This is a genomic window from Sedimentitalea sp. (genome assembly GCF_039973035.1).
Classification (GTDB): Bacteria; Pseudomonadota; Alphaproteobacteria; order Rhodobacterales; family Rhodobacteraceae; genus Sedimentitalea.
The window spans coordinates 105,134-132,125 of record NZ_JBDWLR010000106.1 but is presented as its reverse complement, the minus strand read 5'-3'; the positions used below and the strand labels follow the sequence as shown (position 1 = coordinate 132,125).

Sequence of the window (26,992 nt, the reverse complement as noted above, 5' to 3'; positions counted from 1 at the left end):
CGTCGCGAAACGCGACGTGCTGCTGGCGGCCTCTCCGGGAGGTAAGCCGCCGTCCTGCGGAACAAGTTTGGACTTGTTTCTCAGGAGCTCGATGGCCGGTGGCGATCACGCATTTCACACCCCAGCTCATTTCGCGGGGAAATGGCCGCAGCGCAGTGTTGTCCGCCGCCTATCGCCATTGCGCGAAGATGGGCCACGAGGCGGAAGCGCGCACGGTCGACTATTCCAACAAGAAGAACCTCGCCCACGAGGAGTTTCTGCTGCCGCCCAATGCCCCAAAGTGGGCTCGCGACATGATCGCCGACCGGTCCGTGGCAGGCGCCGCCGAGGCCTTCTGGAATGCAGTCGAAGCCTTCGAGAAGCGAAGCGACGCGCAGCTCGCCAAGGAATTCATCATCGCTCTGCCGGTCGAGCTCAGCCGGGACCAGAACATCGCCCTGGTCCGGCAGTTCGTCTCCGAGCAAGTTCTAGCTCGTGGTCAGGTTGCCGACTGGGTCTTCCACGACGATCCGGGCAATCCGCACATCCACCTGATGACCACGCTACGCCCCCTGACCGAAGACGGGTTCGGGTCAAAGAAGGTCGCAGTGATGGGGCCGGACGGACAACCGGTCCGAACCAAAACCGGGAAAATCCAGTACAAGCTCTGGTCCGGTGAGAAGCCTGAATTCCTCGAGCAACGGCAAAGATGGCTCGATCTCCAGAACCATCACCTTGCCCTTGCCGGGTTGGAAATCCGCGTCGATGGCCGGTCCTATGCCGAGCGCGGTATCGACATCGAGCCGACCACCCATATCGGTGTGGCGGCAAAGGCGCTTCAGCGCAAGGCCGAGACCAAGGCGAGCGCCATCGATCTCGACCGGCTCGCCCTTCATGACGCGCAACGGCAGAAAAACGCCGCGCGCATCGAGGCCCGGCCCGAGCTGGTGCTCGACATTCTGACCTTCAAAAAAAGCGTCTTCGATCAGCGCGACATCGCCAAGGTCCTGCATCGCTATATCGACGATCCCGGAAGCTTCCAGCTTCTCCTTGGGCGGATTGCGGAAAGCCCGGAATGCCTGAAGCTCGCCGATGAGACCATCGACTTCGCGACAGGCGCCCGTGTCCCGGCGCGGCTGACCACACGGGCGATGATCCGGCTCGAGGCGGAAATGGTCAGCCGCGCGTCCTGGCTTACGGGAAAGAGCGGTTTCGTCGTGAAATCCCGCGTGCTCGAAACCGTGTTTGGGCGTCACGACCGGCTGTCGCTGGAGCAGCGGACGGCCATCGAGCATGTGACCGGCGCCGAGCGGATCGCGACCGTGGTGGGCCGGGCAGGGGCGGGCAAGACCACGATGATGAAGGCCGCGTGCGAGAGCTGGGAACTGGCCGGTTACAAAGTGGTCGGTGGAGCACTTTCGGGAAAGGCGGCCGAGGGGTTGGAGAAGGAGGCGGGCATCGCCTCACGCACGCTCGCGTCCTGGGAATTGAGCTGGCAACAGGGCAGGCGACGTCTCGACGACAAGACGGTGTTCGTTCTCGACGAGGCCGGCATGGTCTCGTCCCGGCAGATGGCCACCTTTGTTGAAGCGGTCACGAAATCAGGCGCGAAGCTTGTCCTGGTTGGCGATGCCGAGCAGTTGCAGCCCATCGAGGCGGGTGCGGCGTTCCGCGCAATTGTCGAACGCACAGGCTATGCCGAACTCGAAACGATCTACCGGCAGAGAGAAGACTGGATGCGCGCCGCATCCCTCGATCTGGCGCGCGGGCAGGTCGGTGCTGCGCTGTCTGCCTACAAGGCGAAGAACAGGGTCATCGGCAAGGCGTTGAAGGTCGATGCCATTGAAACCCTGATCGAAGATTGGAACCGCGATTACGATCCGGACAAGTCGATCTTGATCCTCGCGCATCTGCGCCGCGATGTGCGCCAGCTCAACACCATGGCACGCGAAAAGCTCGTCGACCGCGGCTTGATTGAAACCGGCCACGCCTTCAGTACAGAGGATGGAGTGAGGCAGTTTGCCGCCGGCGATCAGATCGTCTTCCTGAAAAACGAAGGCTCGCTCGGCGTCAAGAACGGCATGATCGGCAAGGTCGTCGAGGCCGCGCCCGGCCGCATCGTTGCGATGATCGGAGACGGTGAGGGGGCGCATCGCGTCGCCGTCGACCAGCGCTTCTATCGCAACCTCGATCACGGTTATGCCACGACCATCCACAAGTCGCAGGGCGCGAACGTCGACCGCGTGAAGGTCCTGGCTTCGCTCTCGCTCGACCGGCACCTGACCTATGTCGCGATGACCCGGCACCGGGAGGATATGGCGCTCTATTATGGCAGCCGCTCCTTCCACCTCGCCGGCGGGCTCGAGAAGCTGCTCTCCCGAAAGAACGCCAAGGAAGTCACGCTCGATTATGCGGGCGGCCGCTTCTATGCCCAGGCGCTTCGCTTCGCCAACAATCGCGGCCTGCACCTCGTGCGTGTCGCGCGAACGCTGATGCGCGACCGGGTTCAATGGACGATCCGGCAGAAACAGAAACTCGTCGATCTCGGCCTTCGGCTTCGCGCCGCCGGCGTGCGGCTCGGGCTCGCCGATCGACCGCTTCATCAATCTCCGCAATCAATCAGAAAGGCCGAGCCGATGGTCAAGGGCATTTCCAGTTTCACAATGTCGGTCACCGACGCCGCGGACGAGAAGCTGCAATCCGATCCCGCCCTGCAGAGGCAGTGGGACAATTTCTCTGACCGCATTCGCCTCGTCTATGCGGATCCCGAAAGCGCCTTCAAGGCGATGCGCATGGAAGCCGTTGTCGAAGACCCGAACATGACCAGGCAGCGGCTCGGCGAGATCGAGCGGAATGCGGCGAGCTTCGGTGCGCTCAAGGGTCGAGAGGGGTTGCTGGCAAGCCGCGCGGATCGCGAAGATCGTCGTGTTGCGGAAGTCAACGTCCCGGCACTGCGCAAGGACCTCGAACGCTATCTCGAAATGAGGGAGAGGGCGACGGCCAAGTACAGGCTGGAAGAGGAAGGACATCGCAAACGCACCTCGATCGACATCCCGTCCCTGTCGCCCGCGGCGGCGCGCGCAATGGAAAAGGTCCGCGACGCCATCGATCGCAACGATCTGCCCGCCGCGCTCGGCTTTGCGCTGGCCGACCGCATGGTGAAAGCCGAACTAGACACTTTCAACACGGCGGTTTCGGAGCGTTTCGGCGAGCGCACATTGCTCGGCAATGCGGCCAAGACGCCGGCGGGCGCGACCTTTGACAAGGCGGCCCAGGGCATGTCGCCCGGTGACCGGGAAAAGCTCAGCACCGCGTGGCCGACCATGCGAGCCGGCCAGCAACTTGCCGCCCATGAGCGCACACAGCAGGCACTGAAACAGTCCGAGGCGATGCGGCAAGCGCAGACCAAGAGCCAGAGGCTGAAACAGTGAGCCGCTGTCGCCGGATCGCGTTGGTTGCCGTTCTCGCTTGCATCCCTCTGGCGCTGTTCGGCTTGGGCTACGGCGCCGGATTCCGGATCAATCTGACACCGAGCTATCCGCTTGGAATTTGGCGGATCGATACGATGTACCGCGATGTCCGGGTCGGGGATCGGGTCTTCATTTGCCTGCCACTGAACGATGCGTTTCGTCAGGCCCGTGAGCGCGGATATGTGCGGCGCGGCCTGTGCCCCGGCTGGCTCAGCCCGCTGATCAAGACCGTCGTGGCGCTGCCCGGGCAGTCGGTCGAGATTGGCACATTCGTCGCGATCGACGGACTCGCTCTGCCGCAATCCGCAATTGAGCGGCGTGACGGATCGGGCAGGGAACTGACGCCCGATCCCGGCGGCGTCGTGCCCCCGGGCACCGTGTTTCTCCATTCGAAATACAGAGGTTCCTATGACTCCCGCTACTTTGGGCCGATATCGGCCAAAGGTGTTCTTGGTCTGGCCAAGCCGGTTCTCACCTTCGAGCCGTAGCCCGCTGACCGCTTTGGTGTTCATCGCCGCCGCCGCCATCGTGGGTGCAATCGGATGGAGCGGCGAAGTGCTACTCCTCCCGGTCGCGTGCCTCTTTCCCGCGCTTTGGGCGTTCGCTCCCACGCGGCTGGTCGCAGGTCTGGTTTCGATGGCGTATTTCATGGCGGCTTCGAGAGGCTTGCCCAACGGCGTATCGATTTTCTACGCGAGCGATATCTGGGTCGGGCTCGGTCTCTGGATCGCCGCGTCGCTGCTGTTCGTTGCAGTACACACGGTGCTTTGGTCTCCAAAGCCCGGATGGCATCGGCCGCTACGATATCTGTTGGCCGCGATCCTGATGAGCGTACCGCCCTTCGGGATTGTCGGCTGGGCGAGCCCGATCACAGCTGCCGGCGTGTTGTTTCCGGGATGGGGATGGGTGGGACTTCTCGTGGCGTTCGTCGCCTTGTTAGCCATGACCACGCGGGTGTGGCCGGTTGTGACAATGGTACTCGCCGGTGCCTGGACGTTGTCAGCGATAAGCTGGGCGCCAGCCGTTCCTCCCGAAGGCTGGGTCGGAGTCAACACGGAGTTCGACTACCTGGTCGCTGGAAACCATGCCGACTATGCTCAACATGTGGCGACGATCGCGCTTGTCAGACGAGCAACTTTGGACGGCGCCACCACAATCATCCTTCCCGAAAGCGCGCTCGGGATCTGGACGCCGACCACCGAGCGCCTCTGGGTCCGAAACCTCGCCGACCTCGATGTCGTCGTCGCCGGCGGCGCCGTTGTCGTCAACGAGAGGGGCTATGACAATGTCATGATCGAGCTGACGGGCGAGGGGGCAAGGATCGTCTACAGAGAGAGGATGCCGGTGCCGGTCTCGATGTGGCGGCCATGGGCATCTGGCGGGGCGTCGGCGCAATTTTTCGGTAATCCCATCGGCAGATTTGCCGGAAGGTCGATCGCGCCGCTGATCTGCTATGAGCAGCTCATCGTGTGGCCGATCCTGCACTCCATGCTCCTTGGTCCGGATGTCAACGTGGCGATTGGCAATGGCTGGTGGACCGGTGACACCGACATAGTGGCGATCCAGAAGACGAGCGCCAGGGCGTGGGCGTCGTTGTTCGGACTGCCACTCGTCATCGCCTTCAACACCTGATGGGACCTTTCAGATGATCGACATCGACCTCATTCAGCAATGCGCCGATCCCCGCCTTGAGATCGCCGTGGTGCAGCAGTTCGTGGCCGAAATAAGCGCGCCGGACCACCTCGCCATCCGTGTGTTCCAGGGCGACAAGATGATCCTCGTCCCGCCCCCGGAAACGGCCGAGAAGGCGATTGAGACCACCCGGCAATGGGTCGGCAAGGCGAATGTCAGGGTAGGGCTGACCCAATTTCCTGCGGGGCTCGGTGTTACCGATCCATCGGAGATCGGCCTCGAACTCTTCGATACCTGCGAGAACTTGCGTCTTGGGACGGAACTGTTCGGGAAGGTTCTGCGGATAGTTGGCCAAGGCCGCGAAGAGGATGAGGCTTCGGATTTTCAAACGGCGGTAAAGGCTTATTTCACGGGCTGGTTCGAGGGAGAGCAGGTTTTCTACGCGGAGGAACCGGAGTCGACGCATCCTAGCGAATCGGTACCGGCTCGGCTCTTGCCCACGACCGGCCCCAATATGCTTAGAGACGTGTTTTCTGTGCTGATGCCAGGTGGGCCAGTCGAAAGCCGGTTGATCTGGGAGAGCTCTCGCTTTGCGGTCAACCCGCGCATCTTCGAAGCGAAGGACCGGGCCGAGGCTAACCATACGGTGAACCGGACCACCGTGGAGCTCCTGTGCGGGATGGTCGAAACCGCCCAACAGGCCGGCATCGAGCACATCGTGTCCGTCTTCGACGCCAGAATGGCCCGGATTTTCAGGTTGATCGATTGCCGCTTTGAGCAACTAGGGACGCCGGCGCGAATCGGCAAGACGATGACTTATTCCGGCCTGTTCGATATGAGTGGCGACATGCGGTCCCGGCTAGGTGCGGCGGGCAATTTCCGCGAGCCGGTTCTCACCGATGTTGCACTGCCGTTACGGTCAGCAACCGGACATATGGCAAATGCCGAATAACTCCAATGAAAACACGTAGGCTAGGAGCCTGTCCGAATAGTCGCTTTTGAGTGTGTTGTCGGAACTGGCGCGACAGATCTTCTTGTCATGTTTGCGCCTTTGCGAGCTTGAGGATGTTGTGGGCGGTGCAGATGAGGGTCCATTCGGCCTTCACTTTATCAGCACCGCGTAACAGGAACTGCCTGAACCCTCTTGCCTGCTTGATCTGTCCGAACACCGGTTCCACCACCTGCTTTCGCAATCGGTAGCGACTTCGTCGCCCGGCCCGCTTGAGCTTGCGTTGCATGGCTTGGGTGAGCGGTCTGCCCTTGTGTCTGGGCTTGTCGGGATGCTTGGCCCGACCGGTTGCGACGTAGGCTGTGATGGCGCGCTCTTGCAGGGCCTCAAGGTTTGCCTCGCTCATGTAACCGCTGTCGGCCGAAACCTCTTCGGGTCGACGGCCGAGCCCCGCCTCGATGCCGTCGACGAGAGGCACGAGCTGGCCATGATCGCTCATGCTCGCCGTCAGGCCGTGCGCCACGATCACTTGCGCGTGCCCGTCAACCGCCGCCTGCGCATTGTATCCCTGGACGAAGCCGTCCCTGGTCTTCAGGATGCGGCTCTCGGGATCGGTGAAGTTGCGTTGCGCCTTGCCGTCGGGTACATCGCGCGACGGTTTGGGCGTCTTGCCAGTCTTCTTGCGCCCTTGCGCTGGTCTTCGGCAGCCGCACGCCGGCGGGTTTCCGCCGCCGCAGCAGCCCTGGCCTCGGCCTCCAGAGCCTCCCTGGCCTCGCGGATCTTCGCGAGCCGTTTGGGCTTGTCCTTGACCCAGTCCGGCATCTCGTCGCCGCGCTTGCCCGGCCCGTAAAGCCGGTCCTCATCGGCGTCAGCCGCCTCGGCAGCTTCCAGCTAGACCCGCACCTGGGCTGCCAGTTCCTCTTCGCGCCGGATCATATGGGCATAGCTCATCGCCTTGTGCTTCGACGCGTTCGCCTTCACCTTCGTGCCGTCCAGCGCAACATGGCCCAGCTTGACAAGGCCCGCCGTCGCTGCCAGCCGCAGCACCTGCACGAACAGTTCCGACAACGCCGCCAGATGACGCCGTCGAAACTCCGAGATCGTGCGGAAGTCCGGACCGTCCAGCGCCACGATCATCATGAAATCAGCCCGCTCCCGGCACGCCCCGGCAATCCGACGCGATGAATAGATCCCAACCGCATAGGAGTACAAAAGCAGTGCAACCATCATCGTCGGATCGTAGGGAGGCTGACCCTTCGCGCCACGGTAGCTGGCATCGATCGCCGTCAGGTCAAGGCTCTCGCGCACAAGATCAACGACAAACCGGGAAAGATGGTCGGCGGGAACAAAATCCTGAACCGACGGCGGAATCAGAAGGGTCTCGTCAAGACGCCAGGCGCGAAATCTCTTGCTCATGGGCTATATTCGAATCAGACTCGCCTCCAAACGTCGAGAAAATTTCAATTCTCAGACAAACTCCTAGCGTCTGGCGTTCGTTAACCTGATCAAATATGCTTCTCCCCGAGGCGGTACGCGCGGCCTTGGGGCTTAGAAACCCCTCCCTAGCGGCTTGGCACCGGCCGACGCGGTGCCAGGATCCTTCGGCTTACGGCCGGGGGCATGTGACGCATGTCCAGGTGCCTCGGTGCTAAAGGTCGCAGGGCCGTCTAGGGGGGGTTCTAACCCCCGGCTTGGGGTCGAGATCTTATATTTTGCGGGGGCGTACTGCGGACCAAGCCGTGGGAATTTGCTGCTATTGCCAGAACCGATCAGTCTCAATCTTGAACCGTCATCGCTGAAGTATTCCGTTTCCGCGATTCTTGCCGGCTTGAACGAGTCCGCGCTTGAGCGTGTCGCTCTGGACGTCATTCGTGAGCAGACCAGCGACAACGCGACGACGATGGAGCTTCTGCGCGAGGTCGCCAACCTGATGCATACATCGGGTCTGCCCGACACGCAGTTGCTGCCTGCCGCGGCCACCTTCCTTGGCCAGACCGTGGTGAACCAGGCGTCGAACGCGGCGTTTCAGGACGGCTTCGTTGTCGTCTGCGGGATTTTCCTCCTCGCTCTGATTCCGACTTGGCTGATGTGGCGCGCGGCGTCTTCGACCGCATAGCGGGGATATCTCCACTATGATGTACCTAAAATTCCGTGACAGAAACCCTTCGCTAACAAGCCGAAAGCGCAATAGCGCCGGCTCGGGTATCACCAAGGGAGACATGGAAATGACTGATGTCGACCCAGACGACAAGGAAAACGAACTTCCGATCACGCCAGCGCAATGCCGTATGGCGAGGGCTGGTGTGCAAATGTCGGTGCGCGAGTTGGCGCATCTGGCTGAGGTTTCCGGTCTTACGGTCACGCGGTTCGAGAACGGCGATGTCACTTGTCCGGTGGAGACGATATTGGGACTTATGATGGTGTTGGAGGCGCGCGGTGCACGTTTCTTATCCAATTCGGCAGGAATTGGTGTCATGATAGTAGATCATTAACGCAAATGCGCAAAGGCTGGATGCGAGGCTTTTATGATAAGCAACGAGTTCCCCCACGTGCATCCGGCAAAAGACGGCGACCTGCACACGATGCTGCCGGCGGATGCGATATCGAAGGTTATCGATCTGGGTTGGGCAGAGCTCCATCCGACGGTGGCTGCCGGCATGATCCCCTAAATCGTAGCCTTGGTCTACGCGCCCAGAGACAACGCGGAGATCAACTCGGTCCTCGTTCTCCTGCAGCTGGCGTACGATTTCTCGCGTGGCGATTTCCCGCGGGCCTCCAATGTCGTTTTTTAGACTTAAACCAAGCAAGGATCCTTCCCGCACCTAATTCGGAGCAAGGCCGAATGCCCGCACCTCGTCCTTGATAATCCCGATCATGCGGTTGAAAGGCGCGGTCCGGGCGATAGAGTTGCGATAGCTAATGCCGGTGGCGATCCGCCAGTCGTAGCTCGGCACTGGCAGCGCTGCGAGGCCGGATCCGAGGCGGGGATGTAGCAGCGGTTCCGGTAAGCTGGTCAGGAATCCGTTGTTCCGCACGAGATCGAGCGCCAACGCCAGCGAGTGCGTCGACACGATCGTACGTGGCGACGGCACGTCCGCCTTCTTGAACAGAGCCTCGATTCTCCCCAGAGCCAGTGAGTCATAGCTTAGCTGAACCCAGGCGCGCTGCGACAAGTCCGTTTCGCGAACATCCGTCGCGGCAGCGAGCGGATCGTCTGCCGCTGCGACGATCCTGTTCGACTGATTGTAGAGCGGGATCTCCTGAACCCCGACCGACAGCGTTTCCGCTCCGCTGCGCAGGCCGCCGAAATAGGCGCCAATCTCACCTGTGTTGAGCGCCGGTAACATGATCGCGCCAACGCCGGTCCGCACGGATATCTGCAGGTTCGGAAACTCGTTGGAAAGCCGCGCAAGCACGTGAGCCATGAACGCGGCCTCATAGGTCGGGCCGACGCCGATCCGCAACGCGCCTCGCGCCCCGTTGCGGGTGGCCGTGAGATCGAAGAGCGCGCTGTCCCATTGCATCTCGATCTCTCGCGCCCGGGTATAGAACGCCTGTCCGGCCTGGGTCAGGGTGACGCCACGCGACGAGCGTTCGAAAAGCGCCGCGCCGAGATGGAGCTCAAGCTCGCGCAGCGACTTGGAGAGGGCCGGCTGGCTGATGTTCAAGTGCCGTGCCGCTGCCTGAATACTGCCCAGTTCGGCGGTGGCGAGGAAGTGTTTCAGGCGCCAGATGTGATCCATTTATAACTCCGGGTTATACCTTTTATACACAAAAATATTAGTCCCGCGAGGACAAACCGTCTAGACTCACATCGTCCGTAAGAAAGTGGGTTCTTGATGCGCGCCGTTTTTGTTTTGTTCGATTCACTCAACCGTCTCGCGCTTGGTTGCTATGGCGGAGGGGCGATTGCGACCCCCAACTTCGATCGCTTCGCCCAGCGGGCCGTGACCTTCGACAATCATTATGTCGGCTCGCTGCCCTGCATGCCGGCCCGGCGCGACATGCATACGGGTAGGCTGAACTTCATGCACCGCTCCTGGGGTCCGCTCGAACCTTTCGACAATTCGATGCCCGATATCTTGAAGCAGGCCGGCGTGCACACACATCTCATCAGCGACCACTTCCACTACTACGAGGACGGCGGCGCGACGTATCACAGCCGCTACAAGACCTGGGAGTTCATTCGCGGACAGGAATACGACCCGTGGATCGCGATGGTGCAACCGCCTTTGGAGCGCTTCAAGGAAATGTATTCCGACAAGCACTACAACGTGCCGACGGAACCGAAGCGGCGGCAGCATCAAGTCAATCGCGAAAAGATACGAATAGAGGAGGATTTTCCCGGCCCGGCGTGCTTCGCGCGCGCCTTTGCCTTCCTCGACGACAACCGCATGGCGGACAACTGGTTTCTGCAACTCGAATGCTTCGATCCGCACGAGCCGTTCTTCGCGCCCGAGAAATACCGTCAGGAGTACACGACGGGCTACAATGGCTCGATCCTCGACTGGCCGAAATACGCGCCGGTCAAGGAAAGCCCGGACGAGATCGCGGAAATCCGGGCGAACTACGCCGCTCTCGTGGCCATGTGCGACGCCTATTTCGGCAAGCTTCTGGACTATTTCGACGAGCACGATCTCTGGTCCGATACCTGCCTCGTGCTCACGACCGATCACGGTTTCCTGCTAAGCGAGCATGATTGGTGGGGAAAGAACCTGACGCCATATTACGAGGAGATCTCGCATATCCCGTTGATCGTCCACCATCCGGACTATGCCGCGAAGGCGGGGACACGGATTGCGACGCTGAGCCAGACGACGGACCTTATGCCGACGTTCCTCGAGGTCTTCGGCCATTCGGTGCCGAAGGAAGTCACCGGCAGGTCGATCCTGCCCCTGATCGACGGAGAGCCCGGCCCCGAGGCGCTGATATTCGGCATGTTCGGCGGTCCGGTTGGCGTGACCGATGGCGAGTACAGTTTCTTCCGCTATCCGGCGAACCTGTTCGACGAACAGCTTGGCGAATACACCCTAATGCCCACGCACATGACAGGGTTCTTCGGGCCGGACGAGCTTGCGACCGGGCGGATGGCCGGCCCCTTCGAATTCACAAAGGGGCAAAGGCTTCTGCGCTATGATGCGCTCAACTCCGCGCGACGGCCTCCGGGGCTTGATGGAACCAAGTTCGCAGCTTTCGAATCCACCATCTATCACAATACGTCGGACCCCAATCAGCTTCGTCCGATATACGACGCGGAGATCGAGGCGCGACTGAATAAGGAGATCGTGAGGCTCCTTAAGGTGCACGATGCGCCGCCCGAATACTTCAACTGGATCGGCCTCGCCGAGGGCGCGGACGTGAACTGAAAACGCATAATGGGAGGAACTGAAAAGTGAAGAGAACAGCATTCAGCATTGCAGCCAGCCTTCTGGCGCTGGCAGCCGCCACGTCGGCGCACGCCAAGGATCAGCCGGACATCACCATGGCGATCAACCAGTCGCCATGGCTGAATTCCTTCGTCGCCATGGTCGATCTCTACGAGGAGGAAACCGGGAACGTCGTCGATCTTGACGTCAATCCGTTCGGGGGACTGCTGGAAAAGATCCGGAACTCGGTGCGCGGCGCCGAAGGCACCTACGATCTTGTCAACATCAACTCGCTCTGGCTGTCCGAGATCTATTCCGGCGGCTTCCTCGCGCCGCTTGGCGAGGTACAGGAAGGCTACGCGCTTCACGATGGCGTCCTGAGCTACGGCGCGACCACGAAGTGGGATGCGGCGGTCGGGTCATTCTCGCCGGACGGCGCGCTGATGGGTGTGCCGGTCAACGGCAACGTCCAGGTCCTCTATTACAACCAGGTGATCTATGACGAACTCGGCCTGTCGGTTCCCGACACATGGGACGACCTTTACGCGAACGCTAAAAAAATCGCAGAAGCCAAGGGCATTTACGGCTTCGTTCCGCGCGCGGCTCGCGATTCGATCGTCTACAATATCACCCCCTACATCTTCAGCCACGACGCCGCGTTTTTCCGGGTGACGGGCCCGGGACAGGCCGCGATCGGGCTGAATACGACCGGGGGGCTTGCGGCGCTGAAAACCTATCTGAAGATGTCAGGGGAGGATGTTGCTCCGCCGAATCCCGGTGCCATCGCGCAGGGTGAGCTTATCCAGCTTCTGTCCACCGGCAAAGCCGCGCAGGCGATCGCAGTGATCGCCGCTTGGGGCGCGCTGGAAAACCCCAACGAGTCCCGGGTTGTCGGCCAGATGTCGGCATCGTTGATACCCGCAGGTCCGGGCGGAACACACGCGTCGAGCGCCGGTCACTGGGTCGCGGGTATCCCCAAGAACGTGTCGGCGGAGCGCCAGCGCGCAGCGCTGGCCTTTTTGGACTGGTTCCAGTCCCAGGCGCTCCAAGTGAAGTATGTCGAAGCCGGAGGCGTACCCGTGCGTGGCGATCTGGCGGAAACCGGTCTGGGGACGAACAACTCTTACCGTTTCCTTGGGGCCTATTCGGCAAATGCGGCAAATGCGGTGATGGGTCTGCCTTTCGCGGCCGCCGCCGAAGCATCCGACGCGATGGCCCTGCACTTCAACCGGGCCGTCATCGGGGAGGAAAGCCCCGAGGTGGCGCTCAATGCGGCGGCCGAGGCCCTGGCGGGCATACTTGAGCAGAACGGCTTTACCGTCACCCGCCAGCCAGACCTCTGAGCCACTTCGCTAGCGCCTCTGGACGGAACCAGATGAACACCATGATCAAACCGGGTGTCGTAATTCGTCGGAACAAGCGATGGCTGGTGCTGTCGCTTGCGCCCGTCGCGGTGTTCTTCATGGTTCTGTCCGGGTTTCCGGTGCTGAACCTTCTGGGTCTGAGCTTCTTCGATGTGGAATGGCGTGAAGGCGCGGCCGAGTTCAACTATATCGGTCTGGAGAACTACCGCCGGCTCTTCCTGGAGGAAACGATATACTGGGCGGGGGTGCGCAACACGCTCGTCTTTGCGGTGACGGTCGTGACCTGCCAGATGGTCCTCGGGTTTTCGATGGCGCTGGCCGTGAAGCGGGCGGGGTCGGTCGGGCGAACGATCCTGACCGGCATCTTCCTCCTGCCGATCGTGATCCCCCCAATCGTCATTGGCACGATGTGGCGTCTGGTCATGGGGCGCGAGTTCGGGCTGGCGAACACGCTGCTTCGTTGGTTCGGTCTGAACGAGGTCGATTGGCTCGGAAACCCTGACATCGCGCTCGCATCGGTGATGTTCGTGGACATCTGGCACTGGACGCCTTTCGTCTTTCTTCTCATGCTCGCCGGTCTGGAGTCGCTTGACGAAGAAGTTCTGGACGCGGCCCGATTGGATGTGACCGGCTTCTGGCAGGAGGTGCGCCATATCGTGCTGCCGCTGATGCTGCCTACGATCCTCATCACGGTGATTTTTCGGGTCATCCTGTCGTTCAAGGTCTTCGACGAGGTCTATCTGCTGACATCAGGCGGGCCAGGCACGGCCACGGAGGTCGTTAACTTTTCGATTTACCGTACCTTCTTCCGGCAGGATCAGGTCGGGTACGGTTCGGCGATGTCGGTGGTCACATTGTTTGCCATAGCGCTCACGATCATCCTCGCGCGCGGAGTGCTTGCCCGCCGCAGGAACGCGGAGGACGCAGGATGACCCTGCGTCGAACCTCGGGTCGCGTTGCGGCAAATGTTTTAGTCTGGGGCTATGCGGGAATAATTCTGCTGCCGACACTTTGGGTGTTATCCAATGCCTTCAAATACAAGATCGATATCATAACGGGCGCGACGCTCAGTCCGGTCACCTGGAGCAATTTCGAGCAGCTTCTTTTTTCGCGTCAGTCCCAATTCCTGTGGAACCTGCTCAACAGTGCCTTTGTCGCTGTCAGTTCAACCGCGATCGTCATCGTTATTGCCACGATGGCCGCCTTTACGCTCGGCCGCTTGAGAGTACCCGGGTGGGTTCGCTGGCCGATCCTGGGCTGGGCACTGTTGTTCCAAATGCTTCCCACGCTCACCTTCGTGGGTTCCTGGTATGTCATGTGGTCGGCGATCGGACTGCACGGAACCTATGTCTCGGTCATCCTGACCCATGTCGTGCATAATCTGCCGATGGGCCTGTTCCTGATGCTGAGCTTCATGTTCGCATTGCCGCACGAGATCTTTCAGGCTGCGCGCATGGACGGATGCTCGAACAGCCAGATGTTCTGGCGGGTGGCCTTCCCGCTGGTGCGGGGTGGAATGATTGCGGCGACGGCGCTGATCTTCATCTTTTCCTGGAGCGACTTCGCCATCGCTTTGACGCTGACCTCGCCGGCGACGATGACGGCTCCGGTCGCCATCGCAACCTTCGCGCAGGAATACGACATCCGCTATGGCGAGATGGCCGCCGGGACTCTCTTGTCAATCGTCCCGGCGCTGATCCTGATCCTCGTCGGCCAGCGATTTATCGTCCGCGGGCTTCTGGCGGGCGCAGTCAAGTAGACACGGAGAGAAGGGAGTCTCATGGCAACCGTCACCCTTAAGGGGGTACGAAAGAAATACGGTCGGGTAGAGGTTATTCCGCCGATCGATCTGGAGGTTCCGAGCGGCGAATTTATCGCCCTCGTCGGTCCTTCGGGTAGCGGTAAGTCCACGTTGTTGCGGATCATTGCGGGTCTGGAAGAGATCGACGCGGGTCGGATTTTTGTGGACGGCAAGGATGTTACGCAAACCGAACCGAGTGATCGGGACATGGCGATGGTCTTCCAGTCCTATGCGCTCTATCCGCACATGACGGTCGCCGAGAACATGATCTTTGCCCTCAGGATGCGCGGGACGGATCCCACCGAGATCGCCCGCCGTCTCGAAGCGGCGCTAAAAATGCTTGGCATGTCGGAATACGCCAACCGCCGACCCGGTCAGCTCTCCGGCGGGCAAAGGCAACGCGTGGCCATGGGTCGGGCGATCGTTCGGCAGCCGCAGGTCTTTCTTTTCGACGAACCTCTATCCAATCTCGACGCCAAGCTGCGCGCGGCGACAAGACTGGAATTGCGGGCGTTGCACGATCAACTGGGGGCCACTTCCGTCTTCGTCACTCACGACCAGATCGAAGCTATGACCATGGCTGACCGCATCGTCTTGCTCGACGGCGGTCGTATCCAGCAGATTGGAACGCCGCGAGAGATCTATCGCGAACCGCAGAACCGCTTTGTCGCGAGTTTCATCGGCTCGCCCGAGATCAATATGCTACGCGGCATGCTGGCATCCGCGGCCGGCCGCCTCACCTTCGAGGGGCTACCGCTGTCCGAGTCATTGCAGGCCGCTGCGGGTCGCGAGGTCGATCTCGGCATTCGTCCCGAGCACATCAGGGTCTGGCCAGACGCAGCACCGGATCGCTGGCCCTTCGAAGTGGACGCGGTGGAGTTTACCGGGCACGACGCGTTCCTCGTCGGCAAAACCCCGGCAGGCCGGGTTACGCTCCGTATCGACCCGGACAATGACCGTGGTTTGGCCGATAGCGTTGTCGCTGGTCAGCAGCTTCATGTGCAGTTGCAGGAGCGACATATATTGCTTTTCAATCCTGACACTGGCGTTAGGATCACGAATGGCTGAGACATGCAGGCTGCGGACCCTGCGTTTCGATGGCGGCACCGAGGACGGCGCTCGGCTGATCGAGGTCGAAAACGCGGCCGGACTCTCAATCGATCTACTTCCCGATCGGTGCCTTGATGTCGGGATTGTGCGCTATCGCGGCGTGCCTTTCGGATGGATAGGCGAAAACGGGCTGGCCCCGGCCCGACCGGGAGAGATGGATCAGGCCCTTGGCGGTCTGCTCTGCACTTGCGGATTTGATCACATCCGCCAACCGGCGAACGACGGCCTCCGGCACTTCCCGCTGCATGGCTCCATGTCGCTCAGGCGCGCTATCGTGACAACGACGCAAGTGCTGGAGGACGGTTCCGCCGAGGTCTGTGCAACGGTCGCCCACGGAACCCTTTCAGGTCAGTCCTGGCGGCTCCATCGACGCGTGACACTGCCTCCCGACCGTGCCGAAATCAGTATTGAAGACCGGGTTGAAGCGCGCGGGCGAGGGGAGATCACGCCCATCATGGCACTCTATCACATCAATCTCAGCGCCCCGCAATTTTGCCCGGATACTCTAGTCGAGATCGCAACTCGCATGCGTCCGGACCTGCCCGGCACCGAGGACTTCACCTTCTGCGAACCCGCACCGGCCAATGGGAACCTTATCCAGGTGTCGGATGGTGGAAGGGATCCGCGACGGTGCTTCCGGTTGTCGTTCGACAAGCAGGCCCTGCCTTGGCTACAGTTTCATCGACGTACGGCGGCTGGCGGTGGTCTTTTCTGTATCGAACCGACCACTCATAACCGTCAGCCTCGCGGTGAACTCCTGCGCGATGAAACACCGCTTAACGGTTCTGTCGAGCGCCGTTTTCAGTTAGTCATGAGCTTCGGGTCGGGGTCCGCCTGAGTTGTTCTCGGGCGCGGGATTATCCCGCGAACAGGAAGGGCGGCGTCATTCTGCCGCGCTTGCGGTCCCGTCGAAGGCACCCTCGACCTCCCAGCGGCGCGCGATGGTGCCAAGCGTGTCCAGCACGCCACGCAGCTCCGCGCCGCGCTCAGTCAATCCGTATGTTACAGCCGGTGGGATGGTCATAGCCTGCTCGCGCCAGACCACACCGGCATGTTCCAGCATCCGCAACCGCTCGGTCAGGACGCGAGTGGAAATCCCGGGCACCAGACGCTTGATCGCACCGAAACGCTGCGGTCCCTGCTCGGACAGAACCCAGAGGATGTATATCGTCCAAGGGCCTGTGATGACACGCAGCAGCGCCTCCATCGGGCAGGAAGGGGGCAGGACGCTCTTCATCGTGGATAGCCCTCACAGTCAAAGGAAGTTAGTTACTTTTACGTGCCTACTTTCTCCAATGAAGCAAGGCATCTAAAGATACTTAACGAGAGAACGGCGGCTGAACAAGCCGTTGCAAACAGGGAGAGCGGCAATGAGCGACAAAGTGGCAAAGTATGTCTATTGGATTGCGACCGGCCTTGTGGCGCTGGTCTATCTAGGTGCCGCGGCCTTCTACATCTCGTCCCACGACATGGTCGCGGGCATGTATCGCGAGGTGCTGGGCTATCCCACCTACATCATCTGGCCGCTCGCGATTCTGAAGATCGTTGGCGCGGTGGTGATCCTCTGGCGCCCTTCGGCGATGCTGGTGGATTGGGCATATGCGGCGATGTTCTGGCATCTGGTGCTAGCCATCGGGGCGCATGTGGGCGTGGGCGATCCGGGCTGGCCGCCGGCTCTGGCGACCTGGGTGCTTCTGATCGCCTCGTGGCTGACCGCCAATCGCGTGCGGGCGGTCAAGTCGGCCTACGCGCCCGCGTTTCCGTCAGCGGCGAACTGATCCGATGCCGAGCTGCCACGGCGCTGCCCTTCCACGCTTGGCTTTGGGGTTCGAAAGGACGACGACATGACGGACAGACAGCCGACAATGTTTGTTCCCCATGGCGGCGGCCCGTGTTTCTTCATGGACTGGAACCCGCCTGACACCTGGGATAGGCAACGCCGATTCCTCGAGAATTTACCTGCGAGCCTGCCGGCAAAGCCCAAGGCGCTCCTCGTGATCTCGGGTCATTGGGAGGAGCGGGTGTTTACCGTGCAGACCAACCCCGCGCCGCCGCTGCTGTTCGACTATCAGGGATTTCCGCTGCACACATATCAGCTGACTTGGCCCGCGCCGGGCGATCCCGAGCTGGCGGCCCGCGCGAGCGGACTTCTGGAAGGCGCAGGGTTCCAAACCGGGGCCGACCCAGCGCGCGGCTTCGATCATGGGGTGTTCGTTCCGCTAAAGGTGGCTTTTCCAGAGGCCGACATCCCCACCGTCCAGTTGAGCCTGCGCGCCGATCTCGACCCCGCGGCGCATCTCGCCGCCGGTCGCGCGCTGGCGCCCTTGCGCGACGAAGGGGTGCTGATCATCGGGTCCGGCAACACCTATCACAATATGGCCGTCATGATGCGCGCCATGCGCGGCGGGGCGGAGGGCAACGTGCGCGGCCTCGATTTCGACCGATGGCTCACGAGTGCTGTGACCCATGAAGACCCCGAAGTGCGGCACGCTATGCTGGCCGCGTGGGATCAGGCACCCGGCGCACGCGACGCCAATCCGCGCGAGGAACATCTGATCCCGTTGCACGTCGCGGCCGGGGCCGCCTTTGCGGATCGGGGAGGCAAGACCCTCGAGGATCACGTATTGGGCGCGGTCGAAAGCGCCTTCAGATTTGGATAGGAGCAACCATGAGCTTCGAACTTCCCCCACGGCATGGACCGCGCCCCGAAACCACCGATTGCGCACCGCATGAGCAGGTGTCCCAGAACTCGTCGGCCAAGATTCACGCGTTGTTCAAGGAAAAGGCGTTCGCCCTGCCCTTCGTCGAGCGCTGCTGGTCGGGCGTTTCGGTCCCCGGCGCCGAGGCCCTGGTGCTTCCTGTAGCCCACGCATGCGGACCACGCGAGGCCTTCATAATCGGGCGCGAGTTTGCCCATGTGCACCCCGCCCACGATGGCTCGTCGCACCTGATGCTGCCCCCATCCGTGGTTGAGGAACTGATCGCGAAAGGTTGGGGCGAACCGCATCCCATGGCGCGGCTGGGCTATATCCCGGCCACGGCGGTCATGGCTTTCGCCCCGCGTGACGAGAACGAGGTCGATGTCATGCTGCGCCTGCTGACCACGAGCTGGGACTTCGCTCGCGGCAAGCTGGCGAACCCCGCCCCCGTCCATATCCACGGCTGAGAGCAAAAGCCTCCTCAGCAATCAGAACAGGAGACCAACCATGTCCGACATTCAGAACGGCCCCTTCATAGTCACCGGCGCCTCCGGCCAGCTTGGCCGGCAGGTGGTCGACTTGCTGCTGCAGGCCGGCGCCGGTCCGATCATCGCCGTATCGCGCAATACCGAAAAGCTGGCCGACCTCGCCGACAAGGGTGTCGAGACCCGCAAGGGCGATTTCAACTATCCAGCGTCGCTTGGGGCCGCCTTTACTGACGGCAAGCGTCTCCTCATCATTTCGACCGACGATCTCCACCCGGGCAAGCGGCTCGCTGCCCATTCCAACGCGGTTGCGGCGGCCAAGGCGGTGGGCATTGGGCATATCGTCTATACATCGTTTGCGGGCCCGGTCCCGGAAAGTCCGATCGGATTCGCCCGCGACCACGAAGGGACCGAGAAGCTGATCGCGGACAGTGGGGCGGATTACACGATCCTGCGCAACAACATGTACACCGACTTTCTGCTGATGGGCGGCTCGCAGAGCGTCGCCATGGGCAAGCACTTCGCCGCCGCGGCAGAGGGCAAGACCGGATATGTGACGCGGGCGGATTGCGCCCGTGCCGCAGCCGTGGCGCTAATGACGGCGACGGGAAAGCAGACCCTCGATATCACCGGGCCGCAGACGGTCAGCCAGGCTGAGGTCGCAGCGATCCTGTCCGACGTCGCGGGCAAGGAGATCTCGTACATCGCGCTGCCAGCCGAGGAACTGGCGCGGGCGATGATTGGAAACGGCCTGCCGGAATTCATGGCGCGGGTCTTCGTTTCCTTCGACGAGGCAATGGCGCAGGGTTTCCTCGATGTGGCCAGCGACGACCTGAAGACGCTGACCGGCCAACCTGGCCAATCGGTGCGCGACTTCCTGATAGCGAACCGCGCGGCACTATTGACGCCGCCGCAGCGCTGAGGACTGAACCATGCGGCTTTACAACGCCAACTTATCGCCCAACGCCCTGCGCGTGCGCGCTGTGGCCTTCGAACTGGGCATCGACATCGAGATCGTCGAGGTCGATCTTCGTAGGGGCGACAACCGCGCCGGAGAATTCCTCCGGCGCAATCCCAACGCCAAGGTGCCTGTCCTTAAGGACGGCGATTTCTTTCTATGGGAGTCGCGGGCGATCTGCGGCTACCTGGTCAGCCAGACCCCCGACGCGGGTCTGGTACCGTCTGCGCCGAGGAAACGGGCGCTGATGAACCAGTGGGCCTGGTGGCAGGCCATCCATCTGGGTCCAGCCATGCAGAAACTGTCCTTCGAGCTGTTCCTGAAGGAGAAACTCGGCATGGGCGATGCCGACCATGCGGCGGTCAAAGCCGAGCGCAAGGCCACCGATCAGTTTCTCGACGTGCTGGAAGAGGGTCTGGCCCGGCAGGACTGGATCACCGGCGATCTCAGCCTTGCGGATTTCTACCTGGCCACGACCTTCATGTATCGCAAGCAGGCTGCAATCTCGCTGGAGACCCGGCCCGCCGTTGCCGCCTGGATCGAACGGCTGGAGGCGAGGGACAGCTGGCATAAGGCGATGGTCCCGCTGAACGCGCTCTTGGGACTCTGACTGTTGATTTGCGCAGAGAACTGATGGAGTGGATGCCCCCTCCCGACGGCATCGCAATGTGCCAGAGTGATGTGCGTTGAACGTCACTGAGAGGAGAGAGCATCCATGAAGGAAATTAGCATTGTCGGCTTGGACCTGGCAAAGCGAGTGTTTCAGGTGCACGCCGCTGGAAGCGATGGCGCGGTTGTCTTGCGTCGGAAGCTGTCGCGTGGACAGATCCTCGCCTTCTTTACGGAGCTGCCGAAGTGCATTGTTGCCATGGAAGCATGCGCGACAGCGCATTATTGGGCACGTGAGATCGGCAAGTTCAGTCACGAAGTTCGCCTGCTCCCACCGGCCTACGTGAAGCCCTTCGTCAAGCGACACAAGAACGATGCGGCTGACGCCGAGGCCATTGTCGAGGCGGCGCTCCGCCCCTCGATGCGGTTCGTTGTTCCAAAGACCGAGAGCCAGCAAGCCCGTTCCATGATCTTCCGGACGCGCGATCTGGTTGTCCGCCAGCAAACGCAGCTTATCAACGCTCTTCGCGCTCACCTGGCTGAGCATGGAGTTATTGCGCCACAGGGAATTGCGAACCTGGCCTTGCTGTCGGAGATCATCGAGGAAGGCAACCTTGGCCTCGAACTCGTCGTCGTGGAAACCGCGCGGCTTTATCTTGAGCAGATCGAGGTGCTCTCCGCTCGTATTGCCGGCTTGGAGAAGACGCTCAGATCGGAAGCAAAGCGCTCCGAGGCCTCGGCCCGACTGATGTCGATGCCTGGGATGGGGCCGATCACCGCCATGGCGATCGAAGCTTTCGCCCCAACCATGAGCACATTCCGGAAAGGGCGAGACTTTGCGGCCTGGCTCGGGCTGGTGCCCAAGCATCATTCGAGTGGCGGAAAGCAACAACTCGGGCGAACCTCGAAGATGGGCCAACGCGATATCCGGCGGCTTCTGATCATCGGCGCGATGACCGTGATCCGATGGGCATGCCGCAAATCCCCTCCCGAGAACTCATGGCTGGCGCGTATGTTGGCGCGCAAGCCACGCATGCTCGTTGCGATCGCGCTAGCCAACAAGATGGCTCGGTCGATCTGGGCAATGATGACGAAGAATGAGAGCTACAAGGGATCCGGGCTGGCTGCGGCATAGCAAACGCTGCGCTGCTGTGAGCACGGATCGTCGGCGTGTGAGGAGGTCAGCGAACGGTAAGGACAAAGATCGGTGAGAGTGGGTCTGGGAATGCATCCGGGTCAGTGAGCGACGAGCTCGCAGAACTGATTTGCACCAGGTCCGCGTAGCTCCATACCGGCCAGCGGTCGTATTCGTGCCGCAACGAAAGGCCTGATACATGACCGCACCCGATCACACGTCCAAATCGTTCGAAGAGAGCCTTGCATGAACGGCGGTATCCATAAATGTCTCCTAGAATGATTGGCAATTCAACAATTGCTGTTAGAAGCGGCCTCGCCAGCGTTCGGTCACTTGCGGTGAGCCGCTTCGTAGTTAGTGCGACGAAAGGGAAGAAAACTTTCGGCAGCAAGCCCAATGGCGTCGGATACTGTAACGTGATCGACCTCGCGGGACACATTTAAGTACTTGACACCTCTATGGCTCATGCGGTCCGGTACGAACGGCAACAATCAAAACGAGTGCCAAACCGATTGTTTGGGATCCAATGGGCTCATGGGAGACATTCTTGATCGACACTAGAACAGACTGGAGCACTTCAACCATAGAGGGAACCGCGAAGCTGGCCGAATTCGCCTCGTCGCTGTCAATAGCTGATATCCCAACGCATGTAGTTGAGCGAGCGGTCGACCTTTATGTTGACTGGGCTGGATCCGCATTTTCCGGTGCACGTCATCGGGCAATCGTTGCGATCGATGATTTCGCAAAGGAAATGGGTCCCGATCAGGGGAGATCGGAAGTACTTATCTCAGGCCGCATGACGTCACCTTATTTTGCCGCTTTTGTGAATGCCGCCGCTTCGCATGTTTCCGAACAGGACGATGTCCATAATGGCTCCGTGTTTCATCCTGGTGCGGTCGTTTTTCCTGCTGGGCTAGCGATCGCGCAGCATTGCAATGCGAGCGGAACCGAATTTTTAACGGCGTGCGTTGCCGGATACGAAACCGGAATCCGCATCGGGGAATATCTCGGCCTTCCACACTACAAGATCTTTCATACGACTGGAACTGCAGGAGCGCTTGCTGCGGCTGCCGTGGCAGGACGTCTTCTCAAACTCGATTCCCAGCAGATGTTGAACGCTCTTGGCTCTGCCGGCACTCAGGCCGCAGGTCTTTGGGAGTTTCTAAAAGATGCGGCAGATTCCAAACAGCTTCATACTGCGAATGCTGCCGGCAATGGTGTGATTGCGGCAAGCCTTGCCGCCCGAGGTTTCACGGGTGCAAAACAAATCCTTGAAGGCGAAAAAGGAATGGCCGCTGGAATGTCTTCGAACTGTGCCCTGGAGAAGATCAGTACCGGGTTGGGTGTCAGATGGGGTCTTGCAGAGACGTCATTTAAGTATCATGCATCGTGCCGCCACACTCATCCTGCTGCAGATGCTCTTCTTGAGCTGATGCTGGAAAATTACTTGAACACCGAGGACATCGAGCATGTCACCGCGCATGTGCACCAGGCAGCACTTGATGTACTGGGCTCAGTCACCTTCCCAACCACTGTTCATCAGGCGAAGTTCTCTATGCCCGCAACGTTGGCATTGATTGCAATCCACCGGCGAGCCGGCATGGCCGAGTTCGACGGCATCCTTGAAAATGAACGGGCAAGGTCGTTCATGAACAGGATCGATATGGCTTTTGATCCCGAAGTGGAAAAGAAATACCCGGCATCCTGGATCGGAAAAGTATCTGTGACGCTAAAAGACGGGACAGTCCTAAGGCACCGCGTCGCAGAACCAAAGGGCGACCCTGGGAATACCCTGACGCGCGATGAGATTGAAGAAAAGGCGGGTCGTCTGGCAGAATATGGTGGAGTCCTGGACGCAGACAGGTGGGCGCAAGTTTCCCGTACTCTCTGGTCGGTCGCGTCAAGTGATGGGATCGGGCCACTTCTTGTCTGACACACCAGACTCATATCCATTCCGACAGACCAAAAAAATCCATCGGGTATGGTAACGGATGGCGCAATCAGCGACATGATTGGCCGCATCGCCGCGCCTTAGGGAGCAATCGATGATACAAAGCGCCATCTCGTCTCGATGCTGCGGCGTCGGACGGGCATCCCAGATGCCGGCTGCCGAAATCCTGATCCGGAAAAGCGCCGCGCCGCCTCCCGCATCGACATCCCATCTTCGATCGCAAACACCCGCCTCCGCGTTCATCGAAGATGCTCTAGAAAGCGTTGAACCCTGTCAGGTTTCGCCCGATGACCAGCTTCTGGATCTCGGTGGTGCCATCGGGGATCGGCATGATCTTTGCGTTTCGGAAATGGCGTTCCACGGGAAATTCCCGGGTGATGCCGTTGCCGCCATGGATCTGCACGGCCTTGCCGGCGATCTCGACGGCCATTTCCGTCGCATACCATTTCGCCATTGATGTCTGCGTATCGCAGCGCACACCTAGATCCAGCAGTTGCAGCCCGCGCTGGCAAAGGAGCCGCGCGGCATCCAGTTGAGTAGCCATGTCGGCCAGATACCCCTGTATCATTTGATGCCCGCCGATCGGCTTGCCGTGCTGTTCGCGCTCCTTGGCATAGGCGACCGCGCATTCCAACGCGGCCTGTGCGATGCCGACGCTGGTCAGCCCGACGAAGACGCGCGCGCTTTCGAACAATTTCAGGGTCTGGAACAGCCCGCCCCCGGCATTGCCCAGGACATGTGCCGAGGTGGTCTCGGCCCGGTCGAAGAACAGTTCGCAGGTGGAAGCGCCGACCAACCCCATCTTGCGCAGCTCACGGCTTTCATAACCACCCTTGTCGCGGTCGACGATGACCATGGAAATCCCGTCGTCGAGGTTGCAAACCACGATCGCGAAATCCGACTGGGCGCCGTTGGAGATCCACAGTTTCTGGCCGGTGATGAAGATCTTGTCGCCCTCGCGCTCGGCGCGCGTTTTCACCTCGCGCACGTTCGAGCCGACCGAGGGTTCGGAGATGCAGGTGGCGCAGATACGTTCACTGCGCAATAGCGGTTTGAGATAGGCCTCTTTCTGCGCCTTGTCCCCCAGCAGGTTGATCGCGAACACCGCGTGGCCCTGGATCAGCACGGCGATGGCCAGATCGGCCCAGATGCGGGCCAGTTCCTCGTAGAGGATGCCATAGGTCATCCGGTCGATCACGGCGCCGCCATCGGCCTCGGGGATCAGCCCGCTGATCAGCCCGAATTCCTCGACCTTGGCGAACAGGCCCTTGAGGGTTTCCGCATTGGGGGGATAGCCCAGCTCTTCGTATTTCTCGGCCAGCGGCGCGAACTCGGACTCCGCCATCTTGCGGAAGTTCTCCAGCAGCATGCGCTGTTCGTCGGTATAGATTGCCTGTGCGGCGGCGATCACGTTTTCCATTGCAGTCTTCCTGTTTTAGCGGCCCAGAATAGTGACGCAGGCCGCGGCTTCCTCGACGCCATGCAGCCCGCCGCCGTTCTCGGCGATGGCGTTCTGCGCACCCTCGACCTGACGCGCGCCGGCCTCTCCGCGCAGCTGCGTGACCAGTTCGAAAATCTGTCCGATGCCGGTGGCGCCCACCGGATGGCCCTTGGATTCCAGCCCGCCCGAGGGGTTCACCGGGATGCGCCCGCCGATCTTCGTCTCGCCGCGCAGGCTGGCCGGTCCGCCCTCGCCGAACTCGACAAAGCCGAGGTTCTCGATCTGGATGACCTCGCCCACGGCAGTGGCGTCATGCACTTCTGCCAGGGCCATGTCCTCGGGGCCGACCCCGGCCAGCTCATAGGCCTGAAGCGCAGCCAGCCGGGTCAGGTGGTTCCTGAAATCCTCCGGCGCGCGGTCGGTGCCGGACCGCAGGACCGCGGCCTTGACCTTGATCGCCCGGGCAGGATCGAGACCCAGCCTTTTCAACCCCTCGCAGGTGCACAGCACCGCCGCCGCTGCGCCGTCCGAGATCGGGGCGCACATCGGCAGGGTCAACGGGTAGGTGATCGGCGGCGCGGCCAGAACCTGTTCCACGGTCATGGAATCGCGATACTGCGCCAGCGGGTTATGCGCGGAATGCGCGTGGTTCTTGGCGGCGACGGCGGCGAACTGTTCCTGCGTGGTGCCGAAGGTCTTCATGTGCAGCCGCGCGAAGCCGGCATAAACATCCATGAAGACGCTGTACGGCTTGGGCGATTTCGAGCCCTCGGGCTCTGTCACCCCGGTGCCCAGATCGGCCAGCCGCCGCGCAACCTCTTCGCCGTTGCTCACGTCCCAGCCGCTGTCGAACGCCGAGAACATCAGCGCGCGGTCGTCGGAGTACATTTTCTCGGCGCCCACGGCCAGGCAGCAATCGCCATTGCCGGCCTTGAGGAAATCCACTGCCAGCTTGAACCCGGTCGAGGCGCTGGCGCAGGCGTTTTCGACATTCACCACCGGAATGCCCTGGATGCCCATCTCGCGCAGCGCGATCTCGCCGCGGATCATGTGCTGGCCTTCCATGTGGCCCTGCACCGCGTTCGAGAAGAACGCGCCGTCGATTTTCTCCCCTGACAACCCTGCATCCGTCAAGGCGTCGGTGACGGCCTCGTGGGTCATGCCCTTGATCGATTTTTCCCGAAATTTTCCGAACGGCGTCATGCCGACGCCGACAACATAGATATCCTGCATTATTCGTTCCCCCTGACTCAATAGCCGCGGAATTTCGGTTTTCGTTTTTCGGCAAAGGCCGTCAGCCCTTCGCGCATGTCCCATGACCGCATATGTGCGCGCAGGTTCAGCATCTCTTCGGCCAGTGCCGCGGTTTCGTCGACGTTCAGTGACCGGTTGGCGACCGCCTTCATGCGGCGCAGCACGGCCGGACTTTTGTCAGACAACTTGTTGGTAAAGACCTGAACCGCGTTGCGAAGATCGGCATCGGGGACGACCTTGTTCACCAATCCCCAGTCCATCATCTCGCGCGCCGAGACGTTCTCACCCGAGAACAACAGGTATTTGGCGCGGTTCAGCCCGATCCGGCGCGGCAGGATCGCCGCACCACCGGCCCCGGGAAAGACGCCGAAATTGGAATGGGCATCGCCCAATTGCGCGCTTTCGGCGGCAAAGACCAGATCGCAGGCCATCACCATTTCAAGGCCGCCCGCCATCGCCAGCCCGTTCACGGCCGCAATTACGGGTTTGGGGCCATTGCGCATCAGTCCGAATGCGTGATCGACCAGATCCAAAAGATCCGGTTCGCCCGGGGCATGTTTCGCGCCTGCGACTTCCTTCAGGTCTGCGCCGGCACAAAACGCCCGTCCGGTTCCGGTCAGGGCGATGGCGCGAACGCTGTCATCGCTCATGGCGTTCTCGATCGCCTGCGTCATCTCGTGCAGCATCTGCATCGAGATCGCGTTCATCTGGTCGGTTCTCTGGAAAGTGATCCACTCGGTTTGACCGACCCGTTCGAGGGATAGGGTCCTGGGCGCTTCAGCCATTCTA

Annotated in this window: 25 protein-coding genes and 1 pseudogene; 20 read left to right on the top strand and 6 right to left on the bottom strand. The window is 61.1% G+C overall.

Annotated elements, in window-relative coordinates; genetic code table 11:
- Positions 1 to 98: 98 nt before the first annotated feature.
- The 4 genes from traA to ABJO75_RS28715 are packed head-to-tail and all read left to right on the top strand — an operon-like array spanning position 99 to position 6,033.
- Positions 99 to 3,410, top strand: coding sequence for a Ti-type conjugative transfer relaxase TraA (gene traA, locus ABJO75_RS28730; protein WP_348195938.1), 3,312 nt, complete (start codon positions 99 to 101; stop codon positions 3,408 to 3,410).
- On the top strand, positions 3,407 to 3,937 hold the full coding sequence (traF, locus tag ABJO75_RS28725) for a conjugative transfer signal peptidase TraF (protein WP_348195937.1): 531 nt from the start codon (positions 3,407 to 3,409) through the stop codon (positions 3,935 to 3,937). Before traA ends, traF begins: the two co-directional genes overlap by 4 nt.
- 16 nt (positions 3,938 to 3,953) lie before the next feature.
- Positions 3,954 to 5,081: a conjugal transfer protein TraB gene (locus ABJO75_RS28720; RefSeq protein WP_348202928.1), complete on the top strand. Its 1,128-nt coding sequence runs from the start codon at positions 3,954 to 3,956 to the stop codon at positions 5,079 to 5,081.
- Positions 5,082 to 5,094: 13 nt separating this feature from the next.
- Positions 5,095 to 6,033 (top strand): acyl-homoserine-lactone synthase, encoded by a 939-nt coding sequence (locus tag ABJO75_RS28715; RefSeq protein WP_348195933.1) that lies wholly within the window; start codon positions 5,095 to 5,097, stop codon positions 6,031 to 6,033.
- A gap of 85 nt (positions 6,034 to 6,118) precedes the next feature.
- Here ABJO75_RS28715 and ABJO75_RS28710 read toward each other — a convergent pair.
- Positions 6,119 to 7,446 (bottom strand): annotated as a pseudogene (locus tag ABJO75_RS28710) (IS1182 family transposase).
- Between the two features lie 331 nt (positions 7,447 to 7,777).
- On the opposite strand from ABJO75_RS28710, the gene ABJO75_RS28705 reads away from it, so the two are divergent.
- From ABJO75_RS28705 to ABJO75_RS28695, 3 genes are all read left to right on the top strand, one after another.
- Positions 7,778 to 8,146 (top strand): hypothetical protein, encoded by a 369-nt coding sequence (locus ABJO75_RS28705; protein ID WP_348202927.1) that lies wholly within the window; start codon positions 7,778 to 7,780, stop codon positions 8,144 to 8,146.
- A 109-nt stretch (positions 8,147 to 8,255) separates the two neighbouring features.
- A complete protein-coding gene (locus ABJO75_RS28700) occupies positions 8,256 to 8,522 on the top strand; it encodes a transcriptional regulator (RefSeq protein ID WP_348195930.1) in 267 nt (88 codons plus the stop codon).
- Positions 8,523 to 8,555: 33 nt separating this feature from the next.
- The gene (locus ABJO75_RS28695; RefSeq protein ID WP_348195929.1) at positions 8,556 to 8,699 is read left to right on the top strand and encodes a hypothetical protein; all 144 of its coding nucleotides are present in this window, start codon (positions 8,556 to 8,558) and stop codon (positions 8,697 to 8,699) included.
- Between the two features lie 153 nt (positions 8,700 to 8,852).
- Here the strand turns inward: ABJO75_RS28695 and ABJO75_RS28690 are convergent, their stop codons facing one another.
- On the bottom strand, positions 8,853 to 9,773 hold the full coding sequence (locus tag ABJO75_RS28690; RefSeq protein ID WP_348195927.1) for a LysR family transcriptional regulator: 921 nt from the start codon (positions 9,771 to 9,773) through the stop codon (positions 8,853 to 8,855).
- 96 nt (positions 9,774 to 9,869) lie between these two features.
- Between ABJO75_RS28690 and ABJO75_RS28685 the strand changes: the two genes are divergently transcribed.
- From ABJO75_RS28685 to ABJO75_RS28660, 6 genes are read left to right on the top strand one after another with little or no spacing between them, the layout of a single operon-like run.
- The gene (locus ABJO75_RS28685; protein ID WP_348195926.1) at positions 9,870 to 11,396 is read left to right on the top strand and encodes a sulfatase; all 1,527 of its coding nucleotides are present in this window, start codon (positions 9,870 to 9,872) and stop codon (positions 11,394 to 11,396) included.
- Positions 11,397 to 11,422: 26 nt separating this feature from the next.
- The gene (locus ABJO75_RS28680; protein ID WP_348195925.1) at positions 11,423 to 12,739 is read left to right on the top strand and encodes an extracellular solute-binding protein; all 1,317 of its coding nucleotides are present in this window, start codon (positions 11,423 to 11,425) and stop codon (positions 12,737 to 12,739) included.
- A 32-nt stretch (positions 12,740 to 12,771) separates the two neighbouring features.
- Positions 12,772 to 13,692, top strand: a complete 921-nt coding sequence (locus ABJO75_RS28675) for a sugar ABC transporter permease (RefSeq protein WP_348195924.1) — start codon at positions 12,772 to 12,774, stop codon at positions 13,690 to 13,692.
- Complete coding sequence (locus ABJO75_RS28670) at positions 13,689 to 14,519, top strand: carbohydrate ABC transporter permease (RefSeq protein ID WP_348195923.1); 831 nt, start codon at positions 13,689 to 13,691, stop codon at positions 14,517 to 14,519. The genes ABJO75_RS28675 and ABJO75_RS28670 overlap by 4 nt, the downstream gene beginning before the upstream one ends.
- Positions 14,520 to 14,540: 21 nt before the next feature.
- Positions 14,541 to 15,629: a sn-glycerol-3-phosphate ABC transporter ATP-binding protein UgpC gene (gene ugpC / locus ABJO75_RS28665; RefSeq protein WP_348195922.1), complete on the top strand. Its 1,089-nt coding sequence runs from the start codon at positions 14,541 to 14,543 to the stop codon at positions 15,627 to 15,629.
- On the top strand, positions 15,622 to 16,509 hold the full coding sequence (locus ABJO75_RS28660; protein WP_348195921.1) for a DUF4432 family protein: 888 nt from the start codon (positions 15,622 to 15,624) through the stop codon (positions 16,507 to 16,509). Before ugpC ends, ABJO75_RS28660 begins: the two co-directional genes overlap by 8 nt.
- A 45-nt stretch (positions 16,510 to 16,554) precedes the next feature.
- Here the strand turns inward: ABJO75_RS28660 and ABJO75_RS28655 are convergent, their stop codons facing one another.
- Positions 16,555 to 16,908 (bottom strand): helix-turn-helix domain-containing protein, encoded by a 354-nt coding sequence (locus ABJO75_RS28655; RefSeq protein WP_348195920.1) that lies wholly within the window; start codon positions 16,906 to 16,908, stop codon positions 16,555 to 16,557.
- Between the two features lie 133 nt (positions 16,909 to 17,041).
- On the opposite strand from ABJO75_RS28655, the gene ABJO75_RS28650 reads away from it, so the two are divergent.
- The 7 genes from ABJO75_RS28650 to ABJO75_RS28620 all read left to right on the top strand — a co-directional run bounded on the left by ABJO75_RS28650 (position 17,042) and on the right by ABJO75_RS28620 (position 23,490).
- Positions 17,042 to 17,449 (top strand): DoxX family protein, encoded by a 408-nt coding sequence (locus ABJO75_RS28650; RefSeq protein WP_348195918.1) that lies wholly within the window; start codon positions 17,042 to 17,044, stop codon positions 17,447 to 17,449.
- Positions 17,450 to 17,515: 66 nt separating this feature from the next.
- Positions 17,516 to 18,331 carry a class III extradiol ring-cleavage dioxygenase gene (locus ABJO75_RS28645; RefSeq protein WP_348195916.1) on the top strand — a complete coding sequence of 272 codons (816 nt, stop codon included), beginning with the start codon at positions 17,516 to 17,518 and terminating at the stop codon, positions 18,329 to 18,331.
- Positions 18,332 to 18,339: 8 nt separating this feature from the next.
- Positions 18,340 to 18,837, top strand: a complete 498-nt coding sequence (locus tag ABJO75_RS28640; protein ID WP_348195915.1) for a luciferase family protein — start codon at positions 18,340 to 18,342, stop codon at positions 18,835 to 18,837.
- A gap of 40 nt (positions 18,838 to 18,877) precedes the next feature.
- On the top strand, positions 18,878 to 19,777 hold the full coding sequence (locus ABJO75_RS28635; protein WP_348195913.1) for an SDR family oxidoreductase: 900 nt from the start codon (positions 18,878 to 18,880) through the stop codon (positions 19,775 to 19,777).
- A 10-nt stretch (positions 19,778 to 19,787) separates the two neighbouring features.
- A complete protein-coding gene (locus ABJO75_RS28630) occupies positions 19,788 to 20,423 on the top strand; it encodes a glutathione S-transferase family protein (protein ID WP_348195912.1) in 636 nt (211 codons plus the stop codon).
- Positions 20,424 to 20,528: 105 nt separating this feature from the next.
- Positions 20,529 to 21,557, top strand: coding sequence for an IS110 family transposase (locus ABJO75_RS28625; protein WP_348195910.1), 1,029 nt, complete (start codon positions 20,529 to 20,531; stop codon positions 21,555 to 21,557).
- Between the two features lie 547 nt (positions 21,558 to 22,104).
- Entirely contained in the window at positions 22,105 to 23,490 is a 1,386-nt protein-coding gene (locus ABJO75_RS28620) for an MmgE/PrpD family protein (RefSeq protein WP_348195908.1), read from the top strand.
- A 271-nt stretch (positions 23,491 to 23,761) separates the two neighbouring features.
- On the opposite strand, the gene ABJO75_RS28615 is transcribed toward ABJO75_RS28620, so the two are convergent.
- From ABJO75_RS28615 to ABJO75_RS28605, 3 genes are read right to left on the bottom strand one after another with little or no spacing between them, the layout of a single operon-like run.
- Positions 23,762 to 24,928 (bottom strand): acyl-CoA dehydrogenase family protein, encoded by a 1,167-nt coding sequence (locus ABJO75_RS28615; protein WP_348195907.1) that lies wholly within the window; start codon positions 24,926 to 24,928, stop codon positions 23,762 to 23,764.
- A 15-nt stretch (positions 24,929 to 24,943) separates the two neighbouring features.
- Entirely contained in the window at positions 24,944 to 26,182 is a 1,239-nt protein-coding gene (locus tag ABJO75_RS28610; protein WP_348195905.1) for a thiolase family protein, read from the bottom strand.
- 17 nt (positions 26,183 to 26,199) lie between these two features.
- Positions 26,200 to 26,988, bottom strand: a complete 789-nt coding sequence (locus tag ABJO75_RS28605; RefSeq protein ID WP_348195904.1) for an enoyl-CoA hydratase-related protein — start codon at positions 26,986 to 26,988, stop codon at positions 26,200 to 26,202.
- Positions 26,989 to 26,992 lie beyond the last annotated feature (4 nt).